Annotated in this window: 14 protein-coding genes; 5 read left to right on the top strand and 9 right to left on the bottom strand. The window is 63.6% G+C overall.

Annotation, left to right across the window (positions count from 1 at the left end; translation table 11 throughout):
- Positions 1 to 12: 12 nt before the first annotated feature.
- The 6 genes from LZC94_03220 to LZC94_03195 all read right to left on the bottom strand — a co-directional run bounded on the left by LZC94_03220 (position 13) and on the right by LZC94_03195 (position 6,578).
- Entirely contained in the window at positions 13 to 1,155 is a 1,143-nt protein-coding gene (locus LZC94_03220) for a hypothetical protein (GenBank protein WXB16290.1), read from the bottom strand.
- 176 nt (positions 1,156 to 1,331) lie between these two features.
- Positions 1,332 to 1,967, bottom strand: a complete 636-nt coding sequence (locus LZC94_03215; protein WXB16289.1) for a hypothetical protein — start codon at positions 1,965 to 1,967, stop codon at positions 1,332 to 1,334.
- A gap of 1,019 nt (positions 1,968 to 2,986) precedes the next feature.
- The gene (locus tag LZC94_03210; protein WXB16288.1) at positions 2,987 to 3,817 is read right to left on the bottom strand and encodes a hypothetical protein; all 831 of its coding nucleotides are present in this window, start codon (positions 3,815 to 3,817) and stop codon (positions 2,987 to 2,989) included.
- Positions 3,801 to 4,424, bottom strand: coding sequence for a hypothetical protein (locus LZC94_03205; protein WXB16287.1), 624 nt, complete (start codon positions 4,422 to 4,424; stop codon positions 3,801 to 3,803). The genes LZC94_03210 and LZC94_03205 overlap by 17 nt, the downstream gene beginning before the upstream one ends.
- Entirely contained in the window at positions 4,421 to 5,863 is a 1,443-nt protein-coding gene (locus LZC94_03200; GenBank protein WXB16286.1) for a hypothetical protein, read from the bottom strand. The genes LZC94_03205 and LZC94_03200 overlap by 4 nt, the downstream gene beginning before the upstream one ends.
- A gap of 88 nt (positions 5,864 to 5,951) precedes the next feature.
- On the bottom strand, positions 5,952 to 6,578 hold the full coding sequence (locus tag LZC94_03195; GenBank protein WXB16285.1) for a hypothetical protein: 627 nt from the start codon (positions 6,576 to 6,578) through the stop codon (positions 5,952 to 5,954).
- 118 nt (positions 6,579 to 6,696) lie between these two features.
- On the opposite strand from LZC94_03195, the gene LZC94_03190 reads away from it, so the two are divergent.
- From LZC94_03190 to LZC94_03170, 5 genes are all read left to right on the top strand, one after another.
- Positions 6,697 to 7,035, top strand: a complete 339-nt coding sequence (locus LZC94_03190; GenBank protein ID WXB16284.1) for a hypothetical protein — start codon at positions 6,697 to 6,699, stop codon at positions 7,033 to 7,035.
- Positions 7,036 to 7,683: 648 nt separating this feature from the next.
- Positions 7,684 to 10,560, top strand: coding sequence for a serine/threonine-protein kinase (locus tag LZC94_03185; protein WXB16283.1), 2,877 nt, complete (start codon positions 7,684 to 7,686; stop codon positions 10,558 to 10,560).
- A gap of 93 nt (positions 10,561 to 10,653) precedes the next feature.
- Complete coding sequence (locus tag LZC94_03180; protein WXB16282.1) at positions 10,654 to 10,836, top strand: hypothetical protein; 183 nt, start codon at positions 10,654 to 10,656, stop codon at positions 10,834 to 10,836.
- Between the two features lie 208 nt (positions 10,837 to 11,044).
- Positions 11,045 to 13,606 carry a YcaO-like family protein gene (locus LZC94_03175; protein ID WXB16281.1) on the top strand — a complete coding sequence of 854 codons (2,562 nt, stop codon included), beginning with the start codon at positions 11,045 to 11,047 and terminating at the stop codon, positions 13,604 to 13,606.
- Between the two features lie 26 nt (positions 13,607 to 13,632).
- On the top strand, positions 13,633 to 14,214 hold the full coding sequence (locus LZC94_03170) for a sigma-70 family RNA polymerase sigma factor (protein WXB16280.1): 582 nt from the start codon (positions 13,633 to 13,635) through the stop codon (positions 14,212 to 14,214).
- A gap of 7 nt (positions 14,215 to 14,221) precedes the next feature.
- Here LZC94_03170 and LZC94_03165 read toward each other — a convergent pair whose 3' ends face one another.
- The 3 genes from LZC94_03165 to LZC94_03155 all read right to left on the bottom strand — a co-directional run bounded on the left by LZC94_03165 (position 14,222) and on the right by LZC94_03155 (position 19,174).
- Positions 14,222 to 14,767, bottom strand: coding sequence for a sigma-70 family RNA polymerase sigma factor (locus LZC94_03165; GenBank protein WXB16279.1), 546 nt, complete (start codon positions 14,765 to 14,767; stop codon positions 14,222 to 14,224).
- Positions 14,768 to 14,773: 6 nt separating this feature from the next.
- On the bottom strand, positions 14,774 to 16,237 hold the full coding sequence (locus tag LZC94_03160; protein ID WXB16278.1) for a cupin-like domain-containing protein: 1,464 nt from the start codon (positions 16,235 to 16,237) through the stop codon (positions 14,774 to 14,776).
- 99 nt (positions 16,238 to 16,336) lie between these two features.
- Positions 16,337 to 19,174 (bottom strand): protein kinase, encoded by a 2,838-nt coding sequence (locus LZC94_03155; protein ID WXB16277.1) that lies wholly within the window; start codon positions 19,172 to 19,174, stop codon positions 16,337 to 16,339.
- Between the last annotated feature and the right edge of the window lie 1,562 nt (positions 19,175 to 20,736).

Raw genomic sequence — 20,736 nt, 5'->3', positions numbered from 1 at the left:
TGGTGCTCTCCGTCACTTTCCTTGGGCGCGATCCATCGCCTCGCTCCACCCGAGCTCGACGAACTGAAGCCGCGCGTCATCCATTTTTCCGAGATCGGCTGGCGAGAGGGCCGCGAGCAGCGCGAGCTTCTCGCACGGCGGGGAAGACACGGTGCGCGGGCACACCGCACCCAGTCGCGTTTTTTCCGTGGTGAGGTATTCGCCGACGTATTCGGCTTTGGTGATGCTCGTATCACCCGTGAGGCTCGTATACAGCTGCTCGATGCCCGAGCAGAGCTGCTGACGGCGTGTCTTGGCTGCGCTGATGAACGACGCCGGCGACGACATCCCATTGAGCGCCGTCTCGGCGCTGGCGCAGTCTTGCCGCAGCGGGCCAATGGCCTGTACGGCGTGAAAATACGCCAGGTTGACATTGTAACCGTTCATTTTGGTAAAGCCCTGATTGAGTCGCGCGAGAATGGGGTCGACCACCTTTTCGGCGGCGAGCAGGGCGTCGACCTGCGAGAGCGTTTGCTCGAGCGGATAGCGACCGGTGGCGAGGAGGGCCACCTTCAGCCTGCCGATGACGGCCTTTCGGCTGTTCGTATCCACGGTGCCGAGCCGCTCGAGCCGCGCATTGGCCGTCTGACCGACCTCCGTCAACGTGGTTCGAACCTCCTGCTCGCGAACGGGGAGCGTGTCGAGCACGCTGGCATATTGCGCCGACTCGGCGAACGGCGGAATGGCCTCCGGGTTCGCGATGAGGGAGAGGGCGGAGTCGGCCAGCTTTCCAATTCGCTGCGCCTCCTCACCGAGCTCGCTCAGGGTTTTGCTTTGCTCATCGAGCTCTTTGGTGAGTTGGGACTCGAACTCGGCATACGGAATATTCGCGCGAAGATCGGCGAGCGCGAGGACCTTCGTCCACTCGACGATGTAGTTTTGTGTCTTCTCGAGCCAGGCGCCGGTGCGGGCGCTCACGCTGCCAGCGCCGTCGAGCGCCATGGCCCGCGCCTGGACATATCGGCCGTGCCGTTCGGCCATGACATTTGCAGCCGAGAAGCGCGCGATGCTGGCTTGTTCTCGCTGGATCGGATCGGCGTCACTTGCGAGCGTCACCGCCGGCAGTCCAACGGTCGCCGCGGTGATGACCCACGGGACGAATTTTCGGATATTCATGATGAAACTCCAGTAAGAGATTGCAGGCGCGCGGCCGAACGCGATGAAACCCGGCCCGTCGTGCGCCGGGCGACAGGAGGCCGTCGCGAGCAACGTCGCGACGGACTCATTGACGAGAAAATACTCAGAGATACGAAACCGATTGCATCATCGAACGAGAAATCGAGCGGGGAGGCTCACGCCGCAGGGAGGCTGTCGAGGACCTCCTTGAGGGTCGCCTCGACCGCCTGTTCCCACTTCTCGAACCGCTGCACCATCGCGCGCCCCTTGTCGGCCTCCGTGAGGAGGTCGGTCCTAGCGTGGGCCGCGAGATCCGCCAGGTATTGGTCGACCTGCTCTTTCGGCACCGGGATCGGCTGCCCGTCGCGCATCGCCACCAAGCTGTCGTAGAGGGCGAGCCACTTGCGTCGCTCGATCGACGTCGTCGCCGCCGCCACGCGCTTGTCGGTCGCGTCGATGACGACCCCGAGCTGTTCCCGATTGAACGTGGCAATCGCGACGAAATTCTTCGAGAGAAGATAGAGATCGCGCGCGAGCCCGATGATCCGCGCCTGCCCCTTGGCCTCCGTCGTCCAGAGTCGAATCGTATTGTTCGATGGCAGGACGGTCACCGACTTCACCGTCAAATGGCATGTCCCCGAGAAGACCATGCGACGCGTGATGTCGGGAGACGAATCGAGCACGTGCAGCTGACCGTTTCCGAACGCCTGAACCGTCTGTTGTGCGGCCGAAGGATAGAGCGGCGTGCGCGTCGTCCCGCTCTCGAGGAAGAGCGCGGGCGGCGTGGCCGTACCGAGGCACGGGTAATCCATGGTGACCAAATACTCCGTCTCGTAGGGCGAGTTTGGATCACCCGCCTCGGTAACCGGGGCACCTAGCGCGATGGACGGATCCGCGACGCATGTCCTCGAAATCTGCCCGGTCGTCGTCCCACAACGGAGGACGCGAACGGGGTCGGCCGCCAGAGCGTTACTGGAGACGCCAAAACCAGCAATTGCAAAAACCAATACGGCATATTTCATTCAAAAACCTCCACATTGAGGGCAAATCCATTCATAGAGCGCCGGCCGCCATGGCTTCCATGCGGTCCACCTCGGCCTGCGCGCCGCCGACATCGGCGTACCGGAAAGGCGTGCACGGGCCCTGGCAGTCCGTGATGGCGGCGCGCCCATCGTCCCCGTGCACGCGGTGGGGCTCACGTCTCGGGATCGGATGTCGAGGTCGTGCACCTCGCGATCGCAGCGAGAAGAATCCATGCGGCGCGAGCGCCACGCCCCGGCGCGCAGAATGCGCGGGTCATGGCGCGACGTCGATCAACGACAGGCGCACGAAAATTGGAAGACGAACCCCGCGCCAGTGTCCGAGCACCCGGCGAGGAGACCTTTGGAGTTCAGAATGTTGGCCTCTTCCGGCTGAATGCAGCCATATTGAACCATTCTTTGATTGAAGGCCCAAGTTCCTTGCGCGCAGGTCACGGTAACGTTGCTGCATCGACGGTCCCCAACAGGGGTATAGATCGGGTCGGATGGATTGCAATGCGTTCCAGGCCCACACGACGTCAACGACTGGGACGTAGTCCCCGATTCCTCGGCCGCCGCGTCCTCGTCGGTCGCGTCCACCGGCGCGCTGCAGGCCAGGCTCATGGCGAGCACACTGCATCCCATCGCAGTCAACAAGCGATTCAACATGATATTATCCTCGTACGGGTAGTATCCGAGACGGCTCTGGGTTGATTCTCCAGGACCTCCAGGGCTAAATGAACAAGTTACGTATCCCGCAATCGCGCATCGAGCAGGACACATTTTCGATGCGTCTACCGTCGGCTACGGCCTCAGGCGCCGCCGAAAATGGCCGCCTTCGATGCGGTCCATCGCTCGGCCGGCTGGCTGGTGTCCGCAGCCAGCGCGTCGAACACGGCTTGGCCGATCGTATGTTTCAGCTCGGACATACTCGAATCGTATCCGATGCGACCAAGAAGCCGACCGGGGTCGTTTCCCAGATCGTCGATGTGAAGGGCCGCGTAGTTGCGCATGAGATCCTGCACATCCAGCAAAATGTGCTTCGGGTCGCCGCCCACACTGGCGCGTCGAATCGCGCCAGCCGTGGCCCTTTCGAGCGGTAAACCATTACCCTTTTCGGCCACATAGCTCAGAAAGCGAACTCCCAACACGCGCGCCTGGCCTTGATCGTCGCCGAAGACCGAGGCGGCGAATCCATCCTTCTCGAAGGCTTGAACGAACGTCTCGATGACGCCGCGATCGCGCGCCATCTCCTCGAACATTTCCCGACGCAGCGCGTTTCGACGATAGTCGTCGCGTACGGTCCATAGTTTGTCGACATATTCGCGCGCGCGAACCTCCGCTCGCGCGTTCATTCGCGGCGCTTCCTCGGCCTCCTCGCCCGCCGAAAGCTTCGCCGGCTCGGCGACGGACGGCGGGCTGGGGTTCGATTCGTTCGCCGCCATCGCCGGCGACGGCGGCGGAGCCTGGGCGATGTCGCGGGGAGCCGTGTGAGCTCCTGGATACATGGCTACCGCCAAGGCGCCCAGGAGCCCCACGGCGAGCAGCGCCACCACGCCGCCGCGGCGTCCGGTGAACCTTGGACGCCCGCCGGCGTTCGTCGCTTCTTGCCCGCGCGCGGGCAGATCAGCGCGGATTGACATAGTCGGCAAAGTCCAAGATCACGTTGCGGGCCACGATTTCACTGTGCGGAGAGACGGTGCAAATACCGACTTTGACGTCCCTGAGCACGCCGGTGAAGGGTATCCTCGCCATGCGCTCGATATGGTTCTTCTTGCTGACGAGGAGGTTGCCGTCTCCGAAGTCGTGCTCGATCAACAGATATCTCGGGAGGAACGCCCGCCAGGTCTTCTGCTGCCCATTGGCCTCCACGACGATCGTGAACATGAAGCCGTTCCCGTTGTACGTGTCCCGGTTGGTCAGAAGGCTGATGCTGGAGAAGTCGATCGTCACGTCCAGGGAACCGCGCTTGGTCGCGGCGTCGCCGAACTCTGGATACTCGATCGTCTGCATCGGGCAGTTCGGCTCGACGAGGTTCGTACTGTTCACGATCTGGAAGCCGGACGAGGTCGCGTGCGCGTACCGTGCATCGGCGATGAAGTCGTTCGCGTCGTAGCCACGGTACGTTACTTCCAACGCACCTACGGTACCGTTCGGCTTCTCCTCGTAGGCCTCCGCCTCGGAGGGGACCACGAGTGAAAATGCGATGGGGGTAAGAATTCCTACGATGACTTGGTGCAAAGCTTTCATTCGGAATACCTCGACTTGCAAAAGATGGGATACATGCGGCACGTTTCGAAACCTTGATTTCGAAGCGGGTCGAACACGCGAGGTTCCGGCCCGGTCGGGTTCAGTTTCGAGACAATTTCCTCGGGAGATGGGCGTTGGCCAGGGTGTGCCACGAGCCAGTTCTGCCGAGCATGGTTGGCGATGGATAGTCCGACGGGCGCAGCCCACGATGTCGCCATGAAGCTGAGCGGCCCGCCTCCATACCCGAAGGAGCCATAAAACACCGGGTATGGACCGAAGTCCCTCCCTCTCGGGAAACCTTCCTCCCAACCCGTATTGATGTACATATCGAGACATCGGGATAGGTTTCGCTGCCCGGAGTCGATTGGGAGGGTCGATTGGCTCAACGGCTGACCGCCGAGCGGAACGTTGCTCTCGTACTGGACGGCATATCCGACGCGAATACCGTTGGGGCGCGCGGTACAATCCGAGAGGAGCTGCGGCTCGGTGCCCGTGACCGGGGTGTCGCTCCATGGATTCCCGGCCTTGACGAAGATACTTCCAGCGCTGATGCGCCCCTCGTATTCGGTGATGGCGACGTGAATTCTATGTACGAGGTCGTCGTCCGCGACCTGCCCGCATTTCGCGCGAATGGCGTCACGAATCAGGCCATCCTCCTCGCCCTTCGAATAATTGACGAAGTCGATTCCGAATTTTTGCTTGATGTGCGCGATATGCTCGGCGTTCCTGGCGAGGGCGTGTTTGACCGATTCGACCGACCCGTCGCAGGCATAATGGCGAGACCAGTGAGAAGGCTCGAACAACACGAACTGCGCATACGGATTGTAATCGGCGAGATTGACGAGGATCATCGCACCGTGTCCCGCTCGCGGGGTCTTGACCTTGAGCCGGCCCGATCCTCCCGACGGCAGGCTCGGACTGTTGAAGGCCATCGACGGCAGGAATTGCTGGGACTTGGCCATCTCGGCGACGATGTTCGCCAAAGGTCGCTGCACCCGCAGATGCGGCTGGACGGGCACCATGTCGAGCGTGTTGGCGTCTACCGTGTAGTAACCGAGAACACGTTTCGCGTGGCGGTACACGGCCAGGTCGGCGTCGCCGTCCACGATGAGCATTCGTTGGCCCACGCTCCGGCACCATGGCTGCGCCGCCTCCAAGGGAAGGTCGACCTCTTCACAACCGGCTTGGTTCCCGTTGGCGAGACAGTCGGGCGTGGCATCGACCAAAGCACGAATACGCTTGACCTCGTTCGACAAGCCCGCAGGGTCGGCATATTGGAACGAACTACACTCCGCGGTAGCCACGCCGTTCTCGGTCGGCGCACACTCCGCGTCGGGGCAGAGCGGCGAAGGCTCGGTGCGCGGGTCTTCGTCCGATGCGGACGAACACGCCGCGCTCAGCACACCGACGAGGCTCAACAGGATCAATCGCGCGTTCATGATGGTCTTTCCAGTTATGAAGTGGGTGCATGTGGCGGGTGACCACGGCGACATGATGTCGCAATGGCCACCACGCCGGACTATCTCGTCAATCGCCGGAACGAGCCGATACGTCGGCCAACTCCGACTCGAGCGCATTCTGCCATGCCAGATCCCCCACCAGAAGGCCCTCGGCGACGATCATGTGCCCTTCTTTGCTCGAGGAGCCAGCCTCGACGTTGTAGACGCGCCCGCCGTGTCGAACGGTGTCGACGTTTCGGACGTGCACCGTATTTCCCGAGACATCGACCAACTCGTCGCCCCCGCGAACGTCGACGGCGCGCACGACCTTTCCGGAGCGAAGGACGATACCGTGCTTCGCGGTTACCGCGAGCATGCGCCCGTCCTCGAGGTTGATATGAAGCAAGTTCGCCTCGGGCCCGATGCTCGTATTCACGATAGCTCGGCTCTGGAACCGAAGGCTCTGCAGGCTCGCGCCGTCGTCGACGGTCATCAAGCGGTAGTCGCCGGGATTTTGCGCGACATCGTGGGCGGTGGCCGTGCTCCACCCGTTCGAATCCTCGACTGCTAGCGCGGTATCCGGGGCAAAGCAACCGCAATTGCAGCTGTACTCGAAGACGGCGTAGCCTTCACCGTTGAGCGGGCATCCGGCCGTGAGCCCCTTGCTGTTCAGGATATTGACCTCCGTCTGATCGAGGCACCCGAGCGTCTTCATTCGGTTGTTGAAATCGATCTGAGGTTGGCCGCAAGCGATCTTGTTGGTCCTGCAGCGATTGTCCGCGCCGTCGATGTTCGGCCTATAGATCGGATCGTTCGGATCGCAGTGATTGCACATGACGGAGGAGGACAGGGACGCAGCAGAAGATTCGGAGGAGGGCGGCTCGAAGGTTTCGCCGGTCGCGCCGTTCGAATTCGACGTCTGCGCGGTACATGCTGCTGCCAGCATTGCGAAAATGCCAAGCGACACTGATGTTCTATATTTCATAATCGTTCGTTCCTCGTTGATTTACGATGAGCCTTCCACGAAAAGACCTGATATGAATTTGGTGCTAAATGTGGTAAACGCCCTGCGGCGGTCCTCGTCGAATGGCCCGCGTCGCGGGCCGCGCGGACCACCGGTGCGCGACGATGTCGCGCATGCGCCGCCACCTGCCGTCTCGCAGGTGGCGTGATGCAGCTCACCCTTGGTCAAGGAGTCGAAAGAGGGGTCCTAGCTCGTCCAACCTGCACGAACGGTGCGCAGCTGAGCTAACTGAGCCGGGGGAGAATACCGGCGCCTCCGTCGACCTTGTCCTCGAGCGTTCGCGGGCCCCTCGGGAGTGTTCGTGCAGTTCATGTTCAAGGAAAGAACTCCGAACAGGCACTGGATCGAAGAGGCCAGAAATAAATTTGGACGAGCGTTTCGAGGCTTCGTGCTTGGGGCATCGATGATGTCAATTAAACAATGTCCCGGGACAAGGCGGGCGCGATTGGGCGCCTCCCGGTTTCCTCGGGTGTCCGTGCGCTCGTGGAAACATGTGGAAACCCGGTAAACGCGGCGGTCGATTCTCATTCATGATGGCACCTGGAGACCTTACGACCGAGCGCCCGATGGCATGCTCTGCCTCGGAGGCAGGTGCGGAGCTCTTCTCGAGACGAGATTCGTTTCTGCTCTCGATCCAGTTTGCCCGCTTTGCCCTTTGCAGTTGCGAACCATGCTGGACGTATCCTACGTTCCGACTTGCCATCGAAGACGACGTGCGACTCCGTGTTGGCCCGCGCAGCGTGTGCGCTGGGGGAGTTTCGTGAAAGAGAAACTCCCGGTTAGCACCACGACGCCGGTGACGAGCGAACCGATCGACCCGCGACCTGGCGAGCCAACGGTCCACGGCTCATTCGAGCCCCTGAAGCTCGGGAGCCGCATTTTGGGCCGCCTTCGGATCGAGCAAGTGCTCGACTGTCGCGAGAGCGCGGCGCTCTATCTGGCCGACGATGAGAACCTCTCCGAGCTCGTCCTCCTCGTCGTCGCCAAATCAGCTCACGCACTCGCCCATTGCTTGGATGGGCCCGCTGCCGGTACGATCGTCAATAAGACAACATTCGAAAGCTGGCATATCGCGGAGATCCAACTCGAAGAGTCGCACCTTCATCACTTCGCCGAAAGGCTCCTCGCGCCGACCGCGCTGACGGAGAAGCCGCAGCCTCCGTACCAAGCCTCTCCCGCGGATCGCCTCGCGGAGGGCACCCTCTTTGCGGAGCGATACCGGATCGACGGCACCTTGGGCCACGGCGGCACCGGTGATGTGTATCGCGCGTACGATCGCACGTTCGAGCGGGCTGTCGCGGTCAAAGTCGTTCGGGTCGATCCCTCCGAAGGCACGGCGGATCGCGAGGCGGCGAAGCGACGCCTGCTGAACGAAGCGCGGGTGGCCTCCGCGCTCAAGCATCCTCACATCGTGGAAGTCTACGACGCAGGCGAGAGCATGGGGGTGCCTTACCTGGTCCTCGAGCTTTGCGACGGAGGCAGCCTCCGGAAGGCCATGGCCGGCGAGCCTCGCGAGGCCGATCGCTTGCGTTGGCTCACGGAGACCGCGGAGGCCCTCGCCTATGCGCATGCGCAAGGGGTCATTCACCGCGACGTCAAACCGGAAAATGTGCTCCTCACGGCCGCGGGCACGGCGAAGGTCGCCGATTTTGGCATTGCCAAAGCGCTGAGAGGCGACCGAGCGCGGGAGAATACCACGGTTGGCATCGTGGGGACCCCGCGCTACATGGCGCCGGAGCAGCTCTTCGGCGGCAAGATCGATGCGCGGGTCGATCAGTTCGCGTGGGGACTGGTCGCTTGCGAGTTGCTGACCGGATTGCACCCGCGGTCGAGTGAGCTCGAGAAAGAGGCGCTCGGCTCCATCCTCGACACGCCCCGGCTGCCTACGACTCTCCGCCGCGTGATCGAGCGCGCGATGGCCAACGATCCGCGGGCGCGCTATGCGGACTTTGGTGCGCTGCTCGGGGACTTACGTAAGCCTCCTCGGCGCAGGGGGTGGTTCGCGGCCATCGGGGTGACGGCGGCGGTCGCCATCGCCGGCGGTGCTCTCGCGAGCTCGATGGGACGGGGCGAGGGGCAGGTGCAGCCCGCGGTCGACGCGAACGTCGATCGCGCCTTCAACGCGGAGAAAACGGACGCTGAAATCGTCGGACGGTGCAGCCCCGCCGCGCGTCACCATCTCTCCGCGGGCTTGCAGCTTTGGCGGGATGCTTCGCAATGGGCCGCGGCGTCGCGATTCGAAGAGGTGACCAAGGTCGACCCGGAGTGTGCTTCTGCGAGCCTTTACTATTTGCTCGCGGCGAGTCACACCTTTCCCAAGCGGCGCGAGCACTTCCGCCGCGCGCGTGAGCTGCGGGCAAACCTCGGCGACCGGGAACGCCAGCTGCTGGACGCGCTGGAACCGACGGTCGCCGATCCGCCGGACTTCGAGGAGGTGCTCCGTCGCGCGACCGCGCTCGCAGAACGAAGGCCCGCCGATCTCGATGTTCGAATCATCCAGGGGCACGCGCTCTTTCGCCTCGGTCGCTACGATGCGGCGCTCGCAGCGGTGGACCAGACGGCCGCCCTCGAGCCGAATCCCATCCCCGGTAACGAGCTTTTGGCCGCCATGGTGCAGATTCGCCGGCGGGATCCGTCGGCCGCGATCGAGCGGTTCCGCCGGTGTCTCGCGGCCTCCCCCGATTCGGCCGATTGCTTGATGCGCAGAGGGCTTTTGCTCGCCGCGCAAGGAGCATGTCGGGAGGCGCAAAGCGAGTTTCGTCATCTTACGGCCGTGATGCCTCACAGTGCCCGCGCGCAGTTCGACCTCGCGAACGTCCTTTTGACGTCCACGAACGATGCGGTCGCTGCACGGGCGGCCTTCGAAGAGCGGGAGCGGCTCTACCCGTTCGATGCGCTCACCTTCGACCCGACGCGCGAGGCAGGTCGCCTCGCCGACGAGTATCGAATGGCGACCGTGAGCGGCGATCTCGCGACCGCACTTCGATTCGTTCGAAAGTGGAACGAAGAAGTCGAGACGACGAACAGCGGACGGTATCGCGGAGATGCCCTGGTGGAGCTGATCGAGCTCTTACGGGAGCTCGATTACACGGAGGAGGCTCGCGAGCTCGCGCGAAAGGGGCTGCGAGAGCACCACGCCTGGACGGGCGACGAGATCGTGGACGTGGGCATCGAGCTCGCGCGACTGGCCTACCTGACCGGCGGCATCGACACCAACGAGTACCGGGCATTCCGAGACGAATGGGTTCGTCACCGCCGCCGCTCGCCCGTCGAGACCTGGCTCGGCGGCTTCGCCGGCCTCCCGCTGGTGGGCGCCGAGATGGATCCGCCGCTCGCCCCTGGCGAGGACGCCGAAGACTGGTTATTGATGGGGCAGTCACCCGAACACTTCCTGCGCGCCGCGCTGGAGTTGATGCGCGCGGGGCGCACGGACGATGCGCTTCGCCATGCCGAGGCGGCGGCCAAAGACTGTTTGGCGTATTCTCCCATCGCGTATGTCCGCGCTCAATTCGTCTTGGCAAAAATGCGAGATGCCGCGGGCGACGTCGCGAGCGCGTGCACACAATATGCAGCGGTGCGCGATCTGCTGGCGAAGAACCCGCGGAGCACCTCCCTGCGATTCTCCGTCAAGCGCATGAAAGAGCTTTCGTGCCAAAAGCTGCACCGCCAATGAGCCGGTGAGCGACGGGCAAAATCGATTTTCGGTTGCGCGAGCAGCGCACTTATTTCAAACCAACTAAAATAGAAGAATAAAGAAGGATCCGTCATGGGTACGAAAACCAATGCGACAAGGCCCACTTTTCCCCCGGCGCAACGGAGGGCCAGCTCGTCCGACGAGCTCCTCCGGCTCGATCGCGATGTCCTCGAGCTCGGGATCAAGCACCTACGCGTTCGCAGCGCGCTGCGCGCCGGAGAAGATCCGAGCGAGTGCATCATTCATGCGAGCTAATTTCGTACGAGCGGACTTCGATGAACCGAAGTTGACAATCGCGAACAATACGCCTTTTACGATCCGCCGCAACATTTCGGTCGTTCGAGCGATGCCGGTGCCGCGCGTCGTCGTGTTCACCGGCGCCTCGTTTCCTCCCGCGCGCGTCCGCGAATTGATTCCATCGGCGGAGGTCCGCCCGCCCATCCGCCGAGGGGATATGATGGACATGAGGGACCCCTCGCTCGTCGCGATCATCGACGGCGTCTTCGACCGGGAATATGCCGTGACGACGCGGGAGATTCGAATGGCCATCGCGCGCGGCGTTCGGGTGGTGGGCTCTTCGAGCATGGGGGCGCTCCGGGCAGCCGAAGTGCACGAGATGATCGGCGTAGGCCGCATCTACGAGCTGTATCGAAGCGGTTCGATTCAGCGCGATGACGAGGTGGCAATCCGGCTCGATGCCGCTACGGGCGCGGCGTTGACGGAGCCGCTCGCGAACGTTCGCTTTGCCGTCGACGGCCTCGTGCGCGCAGGAACGCTCGATCCGCAAAAGGGCGCGCGAATCATCGAAACCGCGTCGGCCCTCCACTTTTCCGAGCGCACATATCCAAACATCTTGCACGAGGCGGGGCTCGCGCACCTCGAGGATGCCGGCCAGCTCATCGCTGCGCTGAGGTCCATCGACTTGAAGCGCGAAGATGCGCAGACGTTGCTCGAGAGGCTCCTCGAGCTCGGGGCCGATCCCCATTGGGATCGCGGATACGCGACACGCGAGCGCCATGACGAACATCGCGACCATTTCGAGTCGGCGCGCGTTTCGACCACGGCCCCCGCGGACGCCGCCCTGTTCGTATGGGAGTTCGGGGAGCCGATCCAATGGGCGGAGCTCGTCACGTTCCTGGCCGTAACGGGAAAACTCGATCTCCACGCGCGCCGCGTGTTTGCACGCGCGCGCATCGATGAACCGACCGATGTCCATCCTCGCGGCGGGTTGCAGCTCCAGTCCGTTCAAGAGCTCTTCGGCGCGACCATGACCGAATGGGGCTGGAACACGCCCGAGGAGGTGCACGTTACGCTCAACGACCTGGGAATCGGCTTCGACGATATCCAAGCGCAGTTGCAAAACGAGCGCCTGGTTCGTAAGAAGTTGCACGCGGTTGCCACATCGCAACCCGAGAGCTTCATGCGGGCGATGAAAATCGACCTTCTCATGACCGACCTGGCGCTCAAACGCGAGGTCATGCGCCTGGGCGCCCTGCGGGTGCTCGCGCAAGCCGCGCCCGAGCCGGCATCCCCTCCGACCGACTCGGAGTTGCAAGAGGCCAAGCGCGCGCTCCTTTGCGAACGATCCGAGATGGCGTGGGAGGGCCTGCTCGACGAATCCGGCATGTGCGAAGCGGATGCTCGGCCCATCGTCGAGCTCATCGCCTCGGCGCGTCGCGTTGGCGTCGCGCTCCTGGAGACGCTCGAACAGGGACGCAGCGCCGCAGGCAAGGCGCGCGCGCCCATGACCTCGTGGCCTCGGGCTCCCCGCGCGACGGGGAGCGCATCGCGTTCGATCGCGGACACCGAGGCGGCGGCGATCGCGCAAAAGCTCGGCCGGATCATCGGGGTCACCCGGGTCGCGCAGCTGGGCGAGCTCGAGCGCTTTGGATTGCACGTTGGCGCGGCCTACCGAGCTTCGGAGTGGTCGTCGACGATTGGCAGCGGGAAGGGTGAATCGATCGAAAGGGCCATTACGGGCGCCCTGATGGAGGAGCTCGAGAAGTACTGCCAAGAGCGTTTCACGCCCGATACCGCCATTGACACACCTTTTTGCAGGCTCGAGCCCGCGAGCGCCATCGATCCGCGGCAGTGCGCCCTGCCCTTCGATTCGAGCTATTCGGCGACCTCTCCCATCGCGTGGTCGTGGGCGGACGATCTGGTCGCCGGCGAACCGATTCTCGTCCCCACAGCGCTCGTATCGATGCGCCGCGTTCGAAACGACGTGCTCTACTCCCCGCGCCGCGGCGCGAAGATCTTCAGTAGCAACGGTCTGGCATCGGGCTTCACGATCACCGAGGCGCTCGTGCACGCCCTCTGCGAGCGCATCGAGCGGCACGCCATGAAGCTCGCGGAGCAAGCCATAAGCAACCCCGGACATCTCCCGGAACGAAGCCGCTGGCCATTCACGTACATCGACCTGCTCCGCTGTCCGGATTCGACGCAGCGCCTCCTCGACGGCATTCGTCGCGCCGGGTACGAAGCGCGGGTGATGGATGTCACGGGCGAAGTCGGCGTGCCGACCTTTTCGGCGCGCATCTTCCGCCCCGCGGCGCTGCACGGGCTGGACGAAAAATACGCCGCAGGCGCTTGCACGCACCCGAACGCCGAAGTCGCCCTGAACGGGGCCTTGCTCGAAGCCGTGCAGGGGCGCATTACGGCCATCTCGGGGGCGCGCGAAGACTTCGGCATCAAGGCCCGGAGTCTCGGGCGGCACGAGCGTCCGCGTCCGCTCTCCCGCGGGGATGCTTATTGGATTCGTCCGTATGTGCCGAAAAAGCCCCTCACCGACGTGCGGGGAAAGGTCGCCCCGAGCGCGCGCGAGGATCTCGAGTTCATTTTGCAGCGGCTCACGGCCGCGGGCTTCGAGCGCGTCCTGTACTGGGATTTATCCCGTCAGGAGACCTCCCCCGCGCATGTCGTGCGAGCCTTGGTACCTGGGATGGAGGACACCAACCCTTTTCATACGGGGCTCCGCGCCCGCACGCTCATGGTCCAAGATCTCATGCGGCGTCACGGATGGTGAACCGATGGCGCCGAGGTTCGTTCACGGTGGATAATCGCATTGGCCAAGGGGATCTCATGCCGCTCACCGCACGCTCGCACATCGTCCATCAGCTGCTCCCGTCGCTCCGCGCGGGCGTACGCGCGGCGCGCCTGCAGGCCACGCACGCCGATGACGCTCTTCAGCAAAGCCTGGTCGCGCTGATACCGCATCTGGAGCGGCTCTCGGCGATGCCCGAGCGCGAGAGCACCGCGTATGCCTACGTGGTCGCCTCGCGCACAGCGATGGCGCTGCGGAAGCGCATCGGCCTCCAAAATGCGCGTGGTACGGACGAAGAGGTGCAAGCGTGGGATCGCGCGATCGCGCGAAGGAGCGTGACCCCCGAGCAAGTGATGCAGGCCGCCGAGGGCGCGGAAAAAGCAAAGCAAGTATTCGGAGAGTTCACCACGCAGGACCGTCGCATCATGGAGGCCGTCGGAGAGGGCGATTTCTCGGAGCGCGAGGCGGCGCAGGCGTTCGGCATATCCAGAGGGAACGTGGCATACCGCCTTCGCCGTGCCCGTGAAGCGCTCGCGCGCGCCTGGTTCGGGACGACGTCTTGGATGAAGGGCAAACGCCCCGGCGCGTAGCGCCTTTTCAGCGCGGCCCGCGTCCGCGCCAGGACGTGGTGCCGAGCCACGCCCGAGCGAGCGCGTCGCGCGCGAGCCGGAGTCGGTATGCCACGCTGCCCCGCGACATCCCCAGCTTGCGGGCGGCTTCGCGCTCGGACAATCCGTCGTCGCCGACGGCCAACACCAGATCGCGGTCGTGGGCGCCCAAGGTATCGAGCACGCGCTCGGCCCTCTTTGCGCCCTGGGCGGCGCTCAAGAGGCGCTCGGGCGTTTGCCCTTGGAACGAGACCTCGCAATCCCATTCTTCCACCTCTGTGTCGCTGGCGCGCGCTTGCTCCAGCCCCACCCGCCGGCGGAGCGCCATCGCTTTGCGGGCGGCCGTGAGAAAGACGTAGCCCATGCGCTTCGACTCCTCCATGGCCATCAACTCCTCGACGTGCGGGGCGAGCGCACCCAAGGTTTGTTGAATCGCATCGTCCGCGTAGCACGGTTGCAAGCGCGCCCGGCGCACCCCCGCGCGGATGAAGGGCAGAAGCTCATTGAAAAATCGCGACCGGGCGGTGAGCGGCATGATGCGTCATCCTTCGGCGCACGGAGGGGCCTTCCGTGCATAGCCTACGTCGCAAAGCAGGCGCACGAGCCCGAGCGCGGCGTCCTGCGAAAGGCTGGGCACGCGCGCGGCGAGATCCGACGCCGAGAGGGACTCTCGACTGCGCGCGAGCAGCAACGTCGCCGCCACATGGGGAGCTGGCATATCGACCATGGTGGCGTGCTCGAAGCCGAACTCCTCGGCGCCCAATCGCACCGATTGATAATCCTCGGCGGAGGCCACCACGCCCATGGATCCGCGGGCGCGGGGAACGACGCGGTCTTCGGGGGTGGGTGTCCATTTTGGCGGGCGCTGCACGTCGTCGGCCGTCAGACGGCCAACGGCATCGCGGAGGGAATGAAGAGCTGTTTGCGTATCCCAGTCCCCGGCGCGCTCGAGGCCCAAAAGCGGATACGCGGTCGCGCGCCACCCCTCGTCACGAAGGAGATGCGACCGAAGCGTCTTCAAGACGGCGTCGGCCCACGTGCACGGAAAGAGGTGAATATGAAGCGATACCGACTCGGCCATCGAATAGGTCTCGTGCCAGTACCCGCGAGGAAGATAGAGCATCGCCCCGGGCTCGAGCGCGTGGATCTCCGCCTTCTCGCCAGGCATCTTCGATGGCAATTGTTCGTGCGCATACAGGCGCAGCTCGTGGGTGGCGAGGCGCGGGGGCACCCAGGTGTCGGTGGGGAGCGGCGCGTGCGCGTTGGGGGCGATCCGCCAGACTTTGTTTCCGGTGATCTGCACCGTCAACGTATCGACGGAGTCGAAATGACCTTGGGTGGTGGCCCCAGGCTGATTGCAAAACAAGTTGCACTCGACCTGGGTGGCCGGGAACCCGAGCACGCGCGCGATCTCCTCGGCGAGCGCGCGGAGGCGGGGGATTCTTTGGACCAGCATGGTGATCCCGTTGGAATAGAACGCCGCCGCGGCCGAAGGCCGGATCTTGGCGGTCTGGTGGAAACCTTCCCGCGTCTGGAACCAGGCGATCACCTCGTCCTGAGCTTGGGCGAGGATGTCGTCGATGATCCAAGACGGCAAAATGCTGCGGACGCCGGCGATGCGGACGGCGGTCGGATGAAAGAGCTCGGGGCGCCGCTCCAGGAGCTCCGAGGCTCGCTCTGGAAATGGGGCGAGCCACTCGCGCGGCGTGAGCGGAGGTGCCCGCGGCGTGGGCGTCGCCTCTTCGTCGGGGTCGTGCGGATCCTCCTCGCCATCGTCGGGTTTCTCGGGCCTGACCATTCCAATCACGTCGCTCGGTTCGCCCTCGGGGTCGATCGCGGTACGGCGTATGCGATATTCCTTTTCACTCGGTGGATCGGGGTCACCATCCGCGAGTACGCCATCGCTTTTGCGTCCTTGCTCATTTTCTTCGACGGGCTTCGACGGCTCGTCGGCGTGGGGAGGAGTCGATTCGGGCTCGCCGCCTTTGGCTTCGTATTCGGTCATGAGAGTGGGAGCGGCGATCGCCGCGTGGGGGATTGATATCGGTTCATCGTTTTCTTCCTCGATCATCGAGCGCGGCCCACGGGTTCGAGAGACCGCGGATCATGGGCAGGGTGAGAGCAATGCCCGGGCACGTCGAACGGTGATGCTGCGGGGCTCGCGACCCCACCGTTCGACGACTTTCGCATACATATTGCAAGCTTCGGCGTGATTACCTTTTTTCTCGAGCGCTTCCCCGAGCCAGAGAAGACCATGCACGTAGTCCAGGGGCTTCTCGAGAATGGTGCACGAGGAGGCGGCGCGCTTCAAAAGTACGATAGCGTCATCGAGGCGGCCGGCGAGGAGGTAGACGTGTCCCAGTCGAGCGTCCACGCCCGCGTCGCGCACGAGAAGGTCGATGACTGGGTCGGCGGGCATGGCCGCAATGGCTTCGGCAGCGTCCGTCGCGTCGAGCGCGCCCTGAACGTAGTCGTCGAACCACCAATTTCCGGGAGAAGAGAGGTAAGCACCGCGCTCGATCTGCTTTGCGGCGGCCTCGGCGCGCGCGACGCGAAATTCCGATCGTGAGATCTGCTTCGTGGCATAGAGAAGTCGTGCGGTCTCGATACGCGTGTCCAAGACATCGTTCGTGAGCCAAGCCTCGCTTCGATGAGCAAATTCGCTCGCGGCGCGCCGAGCTTCCTCGACGCGCCCCAGCTCGAGATCGAGCTCGATGCGAACGATGAACGAGAACCCGCGGCGAAATGCATCGGACGACTCCGCAGAGGACGACTGCCATACGCTCAAATCACGATATGCGGCGGCGAAGTCCCCCTCGTACAGGTGCAGGAGATGCTCGAGGCTGGCTTCGAGCTCCCGCCGCTGCTCGGGCGGCGCGCGTTCGATTCGTGCCTGGAGAATACCTCGCGTGGCGTCGATGGACTGCGTTCGTGCGAGCACCACATAAGCGAGCAAGGTGTACGGAAGCGGATTGGTCGTATCCCTTACAATCAACTTCCGCGCGGTCTTTTCGGCGACCTCGCAGCGCCCGTCGTTCGCCTCGAGGATGGTCAGCCACTCGAGGCAATCGATCGCGCTCGGAGACGACTCGATGCACTGCTCGAGGAGCTTTCGCCCTTCCACGACCTCGCCGAGCTGGAGCCGGGCGGCCGCCCCCAACCAGAATCCCGCGGGCGAGCTTCCCATGCTGGCCGCGAGGTCGAGCGCGCGCCGGGGCTCACGGGCTCGAAGATCGTGTTGCGCGCGCGCGAGCCGGACGAGTCGATCGTTCGGGTACTGCTGCCCCAGCTCCTCGATCCGCCGCGTGCTCGTCGCCACGTCGGGGGGCTCGTCGATGAGCGGACGCAGCGCATCCAGGAGCGCCGCCTCCGGTGGCCCGAGCTGAGCGCGAAGCGCGAACGCCGCGCGTGCGACGTCGAGCATCGACACGTCGATGCGCTCGGAGGCCATGAGCGCAAGGAGGTGCGCCCGCGCATGATTCGGCTCGCGCGCGGCGACCCGTGCGAACAGCGCGCGCGCGCGGCCGCTCGACCCGTCCGCCCAGAGCTGGATACCTTGCTCGAGCAAACCATCCGCCTCCGATCCGTGGAGGGCCGCGGAGACCGGTAGCAAACTGGAGGGCGGTGGGGGTGCCACCGATCCATGATCCGATTTCGTCGATCGCGAAGCCGAATAGCCCAGGGCACCGATGCCCGCGAGCAATGCAAACCCCACCGCGATCCATCGGTAATCGACGGCGCGGGGTGGACGATGAAGATCCATGAGCAACTTACGGAAGTTTGGATATCGCGCCGCGGGGTTGGCCGCCGTGGCCCTCGTCAATACGCGACGAAGGTGCGGAGGTAGTGCCGGCGCAATGGTGGTGGAGTCTCCCGAGCGAAGGAGGGCGAGCTCCTTCTCGTGCGGGTGGACACCGGTGAGGAGCTCGTAGGCCACGACGCCCCAGGCGAATTGATCGACGCGCGCGTCCGGACGGCGGCCAATGAGCTGTTCCGGGGCCATGTAGCGCGGGGTTCCCACGATGCCGAAGGTCGTATCCTCTTGTGGGCGCTCGCTTCGAAGTGCTTTCGCGATCCCGAAGTCGGCGACCTTCACGCTTTTGTCGTTCGTGAGGAGCACGTTCTCCGGCTTGACGTCGCGGTGCACGATCCCGTGCTCGTGGGCGTAGGCGAGCGCCTCGGCGATTTGGCAAAGCCACAGCATTCGGTCCTTCTCGCTCGCGTCCCCTTTCATCACATTTCGAAGATTGCTCCCGTCGCCACAGAGCTCGAGCGCCAAGTAAGGAAGCCCGTCGCACTCCCCCGCATCGTAAATTTCGACGATATGGGGATGCTTGAGGGCGGACACCACGCGCGCCTCGTTCAGGAGGCGCCGTTTTGCTTGCTCGTGATCCCCGGACTCCGAGGACGTATCGACGCGCACCACTTTGACGGCGACCCGCCGTTGAAAGGTTCTATCCTCGGCGCAATACACCTCCCCCATTCCGCCGCGGCCGAGCAATTTTCCAATTTGATAGCGGCCATTGAAAACGACCCCATCTGCCAACTGCCGCTCCATGGGCCGGCTCGCAGACCGTAAGGTTGGATGAATCGTAGGCTTCGGTGTACGAAGGAGCTTCTCGCGATAAAGCCACAGGTGCGCTTCATCGAGCGCCACTTCGGCCACATGCCAGCAGCCAACCTCGGTTTGACTGACAATGGCGCCATGTGCCGGCCCTTCCAAACACTTGGCAAGTGCATCGGCCGATATGGCGATTGCCAAGAGCACCAAATCGGACCGCGCTTCGTTATCGGCAAGAAAGAGGCTCCAGCCATCGCGTCGATCGAGCAGCTCTTCCAAGAGAAAGTGCTGGAGGACGCGGGCCCCCACCTTGAACGTATCGCCCGAAAAATCCGCAGCGGCGTCGCTGGCGTCGCCCGGACACTCATGGGAACGCGTCACGGCTGGAGTGACAGTGCCCATACGCGCCCCACTGAAAAACCAAGTTCGACCCATCGACCCAACCGGCTGATAGGGTCGGCTATTGAAAACGAACGCCATGGGCCCTTACCCATGGAAAGCATCGCCGCAGGCAATTGGATCAAAAATACTCCAAATGAACTCTCGATGCCGGACATCCGCCTTCGATCGTTCATTTGCGCGGGTACTCGCGCGCGCACGTGTACAAAAGTTTGCGGGCGCACGTGCCCAGGCGCACGCTCAGACAGTCGCCCCGGCATTTGCCCAGACATTTGCCGAGACACTTGCCCAGACAGTTGCCCAGACACGTGCCCGGACACTTGCTCAGACAGTCGCCCGGACACTTGTCCACCCGCGTGGCAAGGCGCGATTGGACGAACCGAGCAGCTAAAGCGATGCTCGGCGACTCCTGGTAGCCAGGCCTTTCGGCTGGATCGTTTGGCTTTCAACGGCGCGTGCTCCTCCGTTTTGCGCTCCCGGGAACGAGAGGCGAGGGCACTATGCAGACGATCTACCTGCACTTCAAGTGATTTCTCCTTGACGGCGAAGCAAGCAACTATCGTTTCAATGCAACATGAAAACGATGACGCCTTTATCCGACTTATCCGACGCAGCGAGACGAGCTTTTTTGCCACACGTCGCTCTCCGAGGCTCGGTCGGAAGTTGCGTGCACATACTCGCGGGTGACTCACCGCGACGGACGTTGGACTCCACTGGAGCACTGAACGGGAATCCTGTCTATTGAAGGCCGCAATCGCTCGTGTCGCACGGCCAACCGGCGCACCTCGAGGATTTGGGCGCGTAAGATCCACGGATTCGACGGTGTGTCGCCTTTGTCAAACGATGTTTTATTGACACCAGAGATGCGCCGCGGCTGTCCGTTCGAACGTAGCAATCACACGTCGCCGACGGGCTACTTCGTTTTTCGTTCCGGTCATCTCGCGCCAATACCAGCGGGTGCCAACCGGAGGACGTCGGACATCCTAATAACGTGAGTGCCGCATAAGAAATTCGCCCCAGCGCGGCGAAATCACGTCCAGTCGTGCGGATAGCGAACCATTGGAGAGTTGGAACCCTGAGCAAATTCTCCTCTTTGGGGCGATGGTGGAGGCGTTTGGCTCGGCGACGACACGTGCACATTGGATCGGCTCGCCGATTCGTTCGGGGGCTCGGGTCGATGGAATTCGACCCACCTGCGTGCGCGGTCGGAAAGGCTGCGGGCGATACGCGCACGTTTCGTCGCTCCACGTCATCGAGCAGGGGTCGAGATGAAAACGGCGACGTGGCCCACGTTGTCCTGGACCCACGTTGTCCTCGACCGCTTGCTTCGTTCGCCGATCCAAGGTTCATAGGGTACCGGGCAGGCGCGGTTCGAGCAGGCCCGCAAGTTCGTCCACCCGGTGAACGAGTCAACGAGCGAAGGACTCCGCGCATGGCATTTCGTCCAGAGCGCGGTCCGTTGCGATCCGACGGTCCCCCATTGTCTACGCCGGCGGTGTTTGGCGTCGTTATGGCGCCGCTCCAATGGAGCGAGTGCGCCTGCG

This window comes from Sorangiineae bacterium MSr11954 (genome assembly GCA_037157815.1).
In the GTDB taxonomy this organism is placed as follows: domain Bacteria; phylum Myxococcota_A; class Polyangia; order Polyangiales; family Polyangiaceae; genus Pendulispora; species Pendulispora albinea.
This window is presented reverse-complemented; position numbering and strand designations above follow the sequence as displayed.

Excerpts from the sequence above, each read along its gene's own strand:
- LZC94_03175 (WXB16281.1), top strand. The coding sequence starts at position 11,045 with ATGAGGGACCCCTCGCTCGTCGCGATCATCGACGGCGTCTTCGACCGG.
- LZC94_03220 (WXB16290.1), bottom strand. The coding sequence starts at position 1,155 with ATGAATATCCGAAAATTCGTCCCGTGGGTCATCACCGCGGCGACCGTT.
- LZC94_03195 (WXB16285.1), bottom strand. The coding sequence starts at position 6,578 with ATGAAGACGCTCGGGTGCCTCGATCAGACGGAGGTCAATATCCTGAAC.
- LZC94_03165 (WXB16279.1), bottom strand. The coding sequence starts at position 14,767 with ATGCCGCTCACCGCCCGGTCGCGATTTTTCAATGAGCTTCTGCCCTTC.
- LZC94_03180 (WXB16282.1), top strand. The coding sequence starts at position 10,654 with ATGGGTACGAAAACCAATGCGACAAGGCCCACTTTTCCCCCGGCGCAA.
- LZC94_03200 (WXB16286.1), bottom strand. The coding sequence starts at position 5,863 with ATGAACGCGCGATTGATCCTGTTGAGCCTCGTCGGTGTGCTGAGCGCG.
- LZC94_03205 (WXB16287.1), bottom strand. The coding sequence starts at position 4,424 with ATGAAAGCTTTGCACCAAGTCATCGTAGGAATTCTTACCCCCATCGCA.
- LZC94_03190 (WXB16284.1), top strand. The coding sequence starts at position 6,697 with ATGACGGAGGAGGACAGGGACGCAGCAGAAGATTCGGAGGAGGGCGGC.
- LZC94_03160 (WXB16278.1), bottom strand. The coding sequence starts at position 16,237 with ATGACCGAATACGAAGCCAAAGGCGGCGAGCCCGAATCGACTCCTCCC.
- LZC94_03215 (WXB16289.1), bottom strand. The coding sequence starts at position 1,967 with ATGGATTACCCGTGCCTCGGTACGGCCACGCCGCCCGCGCTCTTCCTC.
- LZC94_03210 (WXB16288.1), bottom strand. The coding sequence starts at position 3,817 with ATGTCAATCCGCGCTGATCTGCCCGCGCGCGGGCAAGAAGCGACGAAC.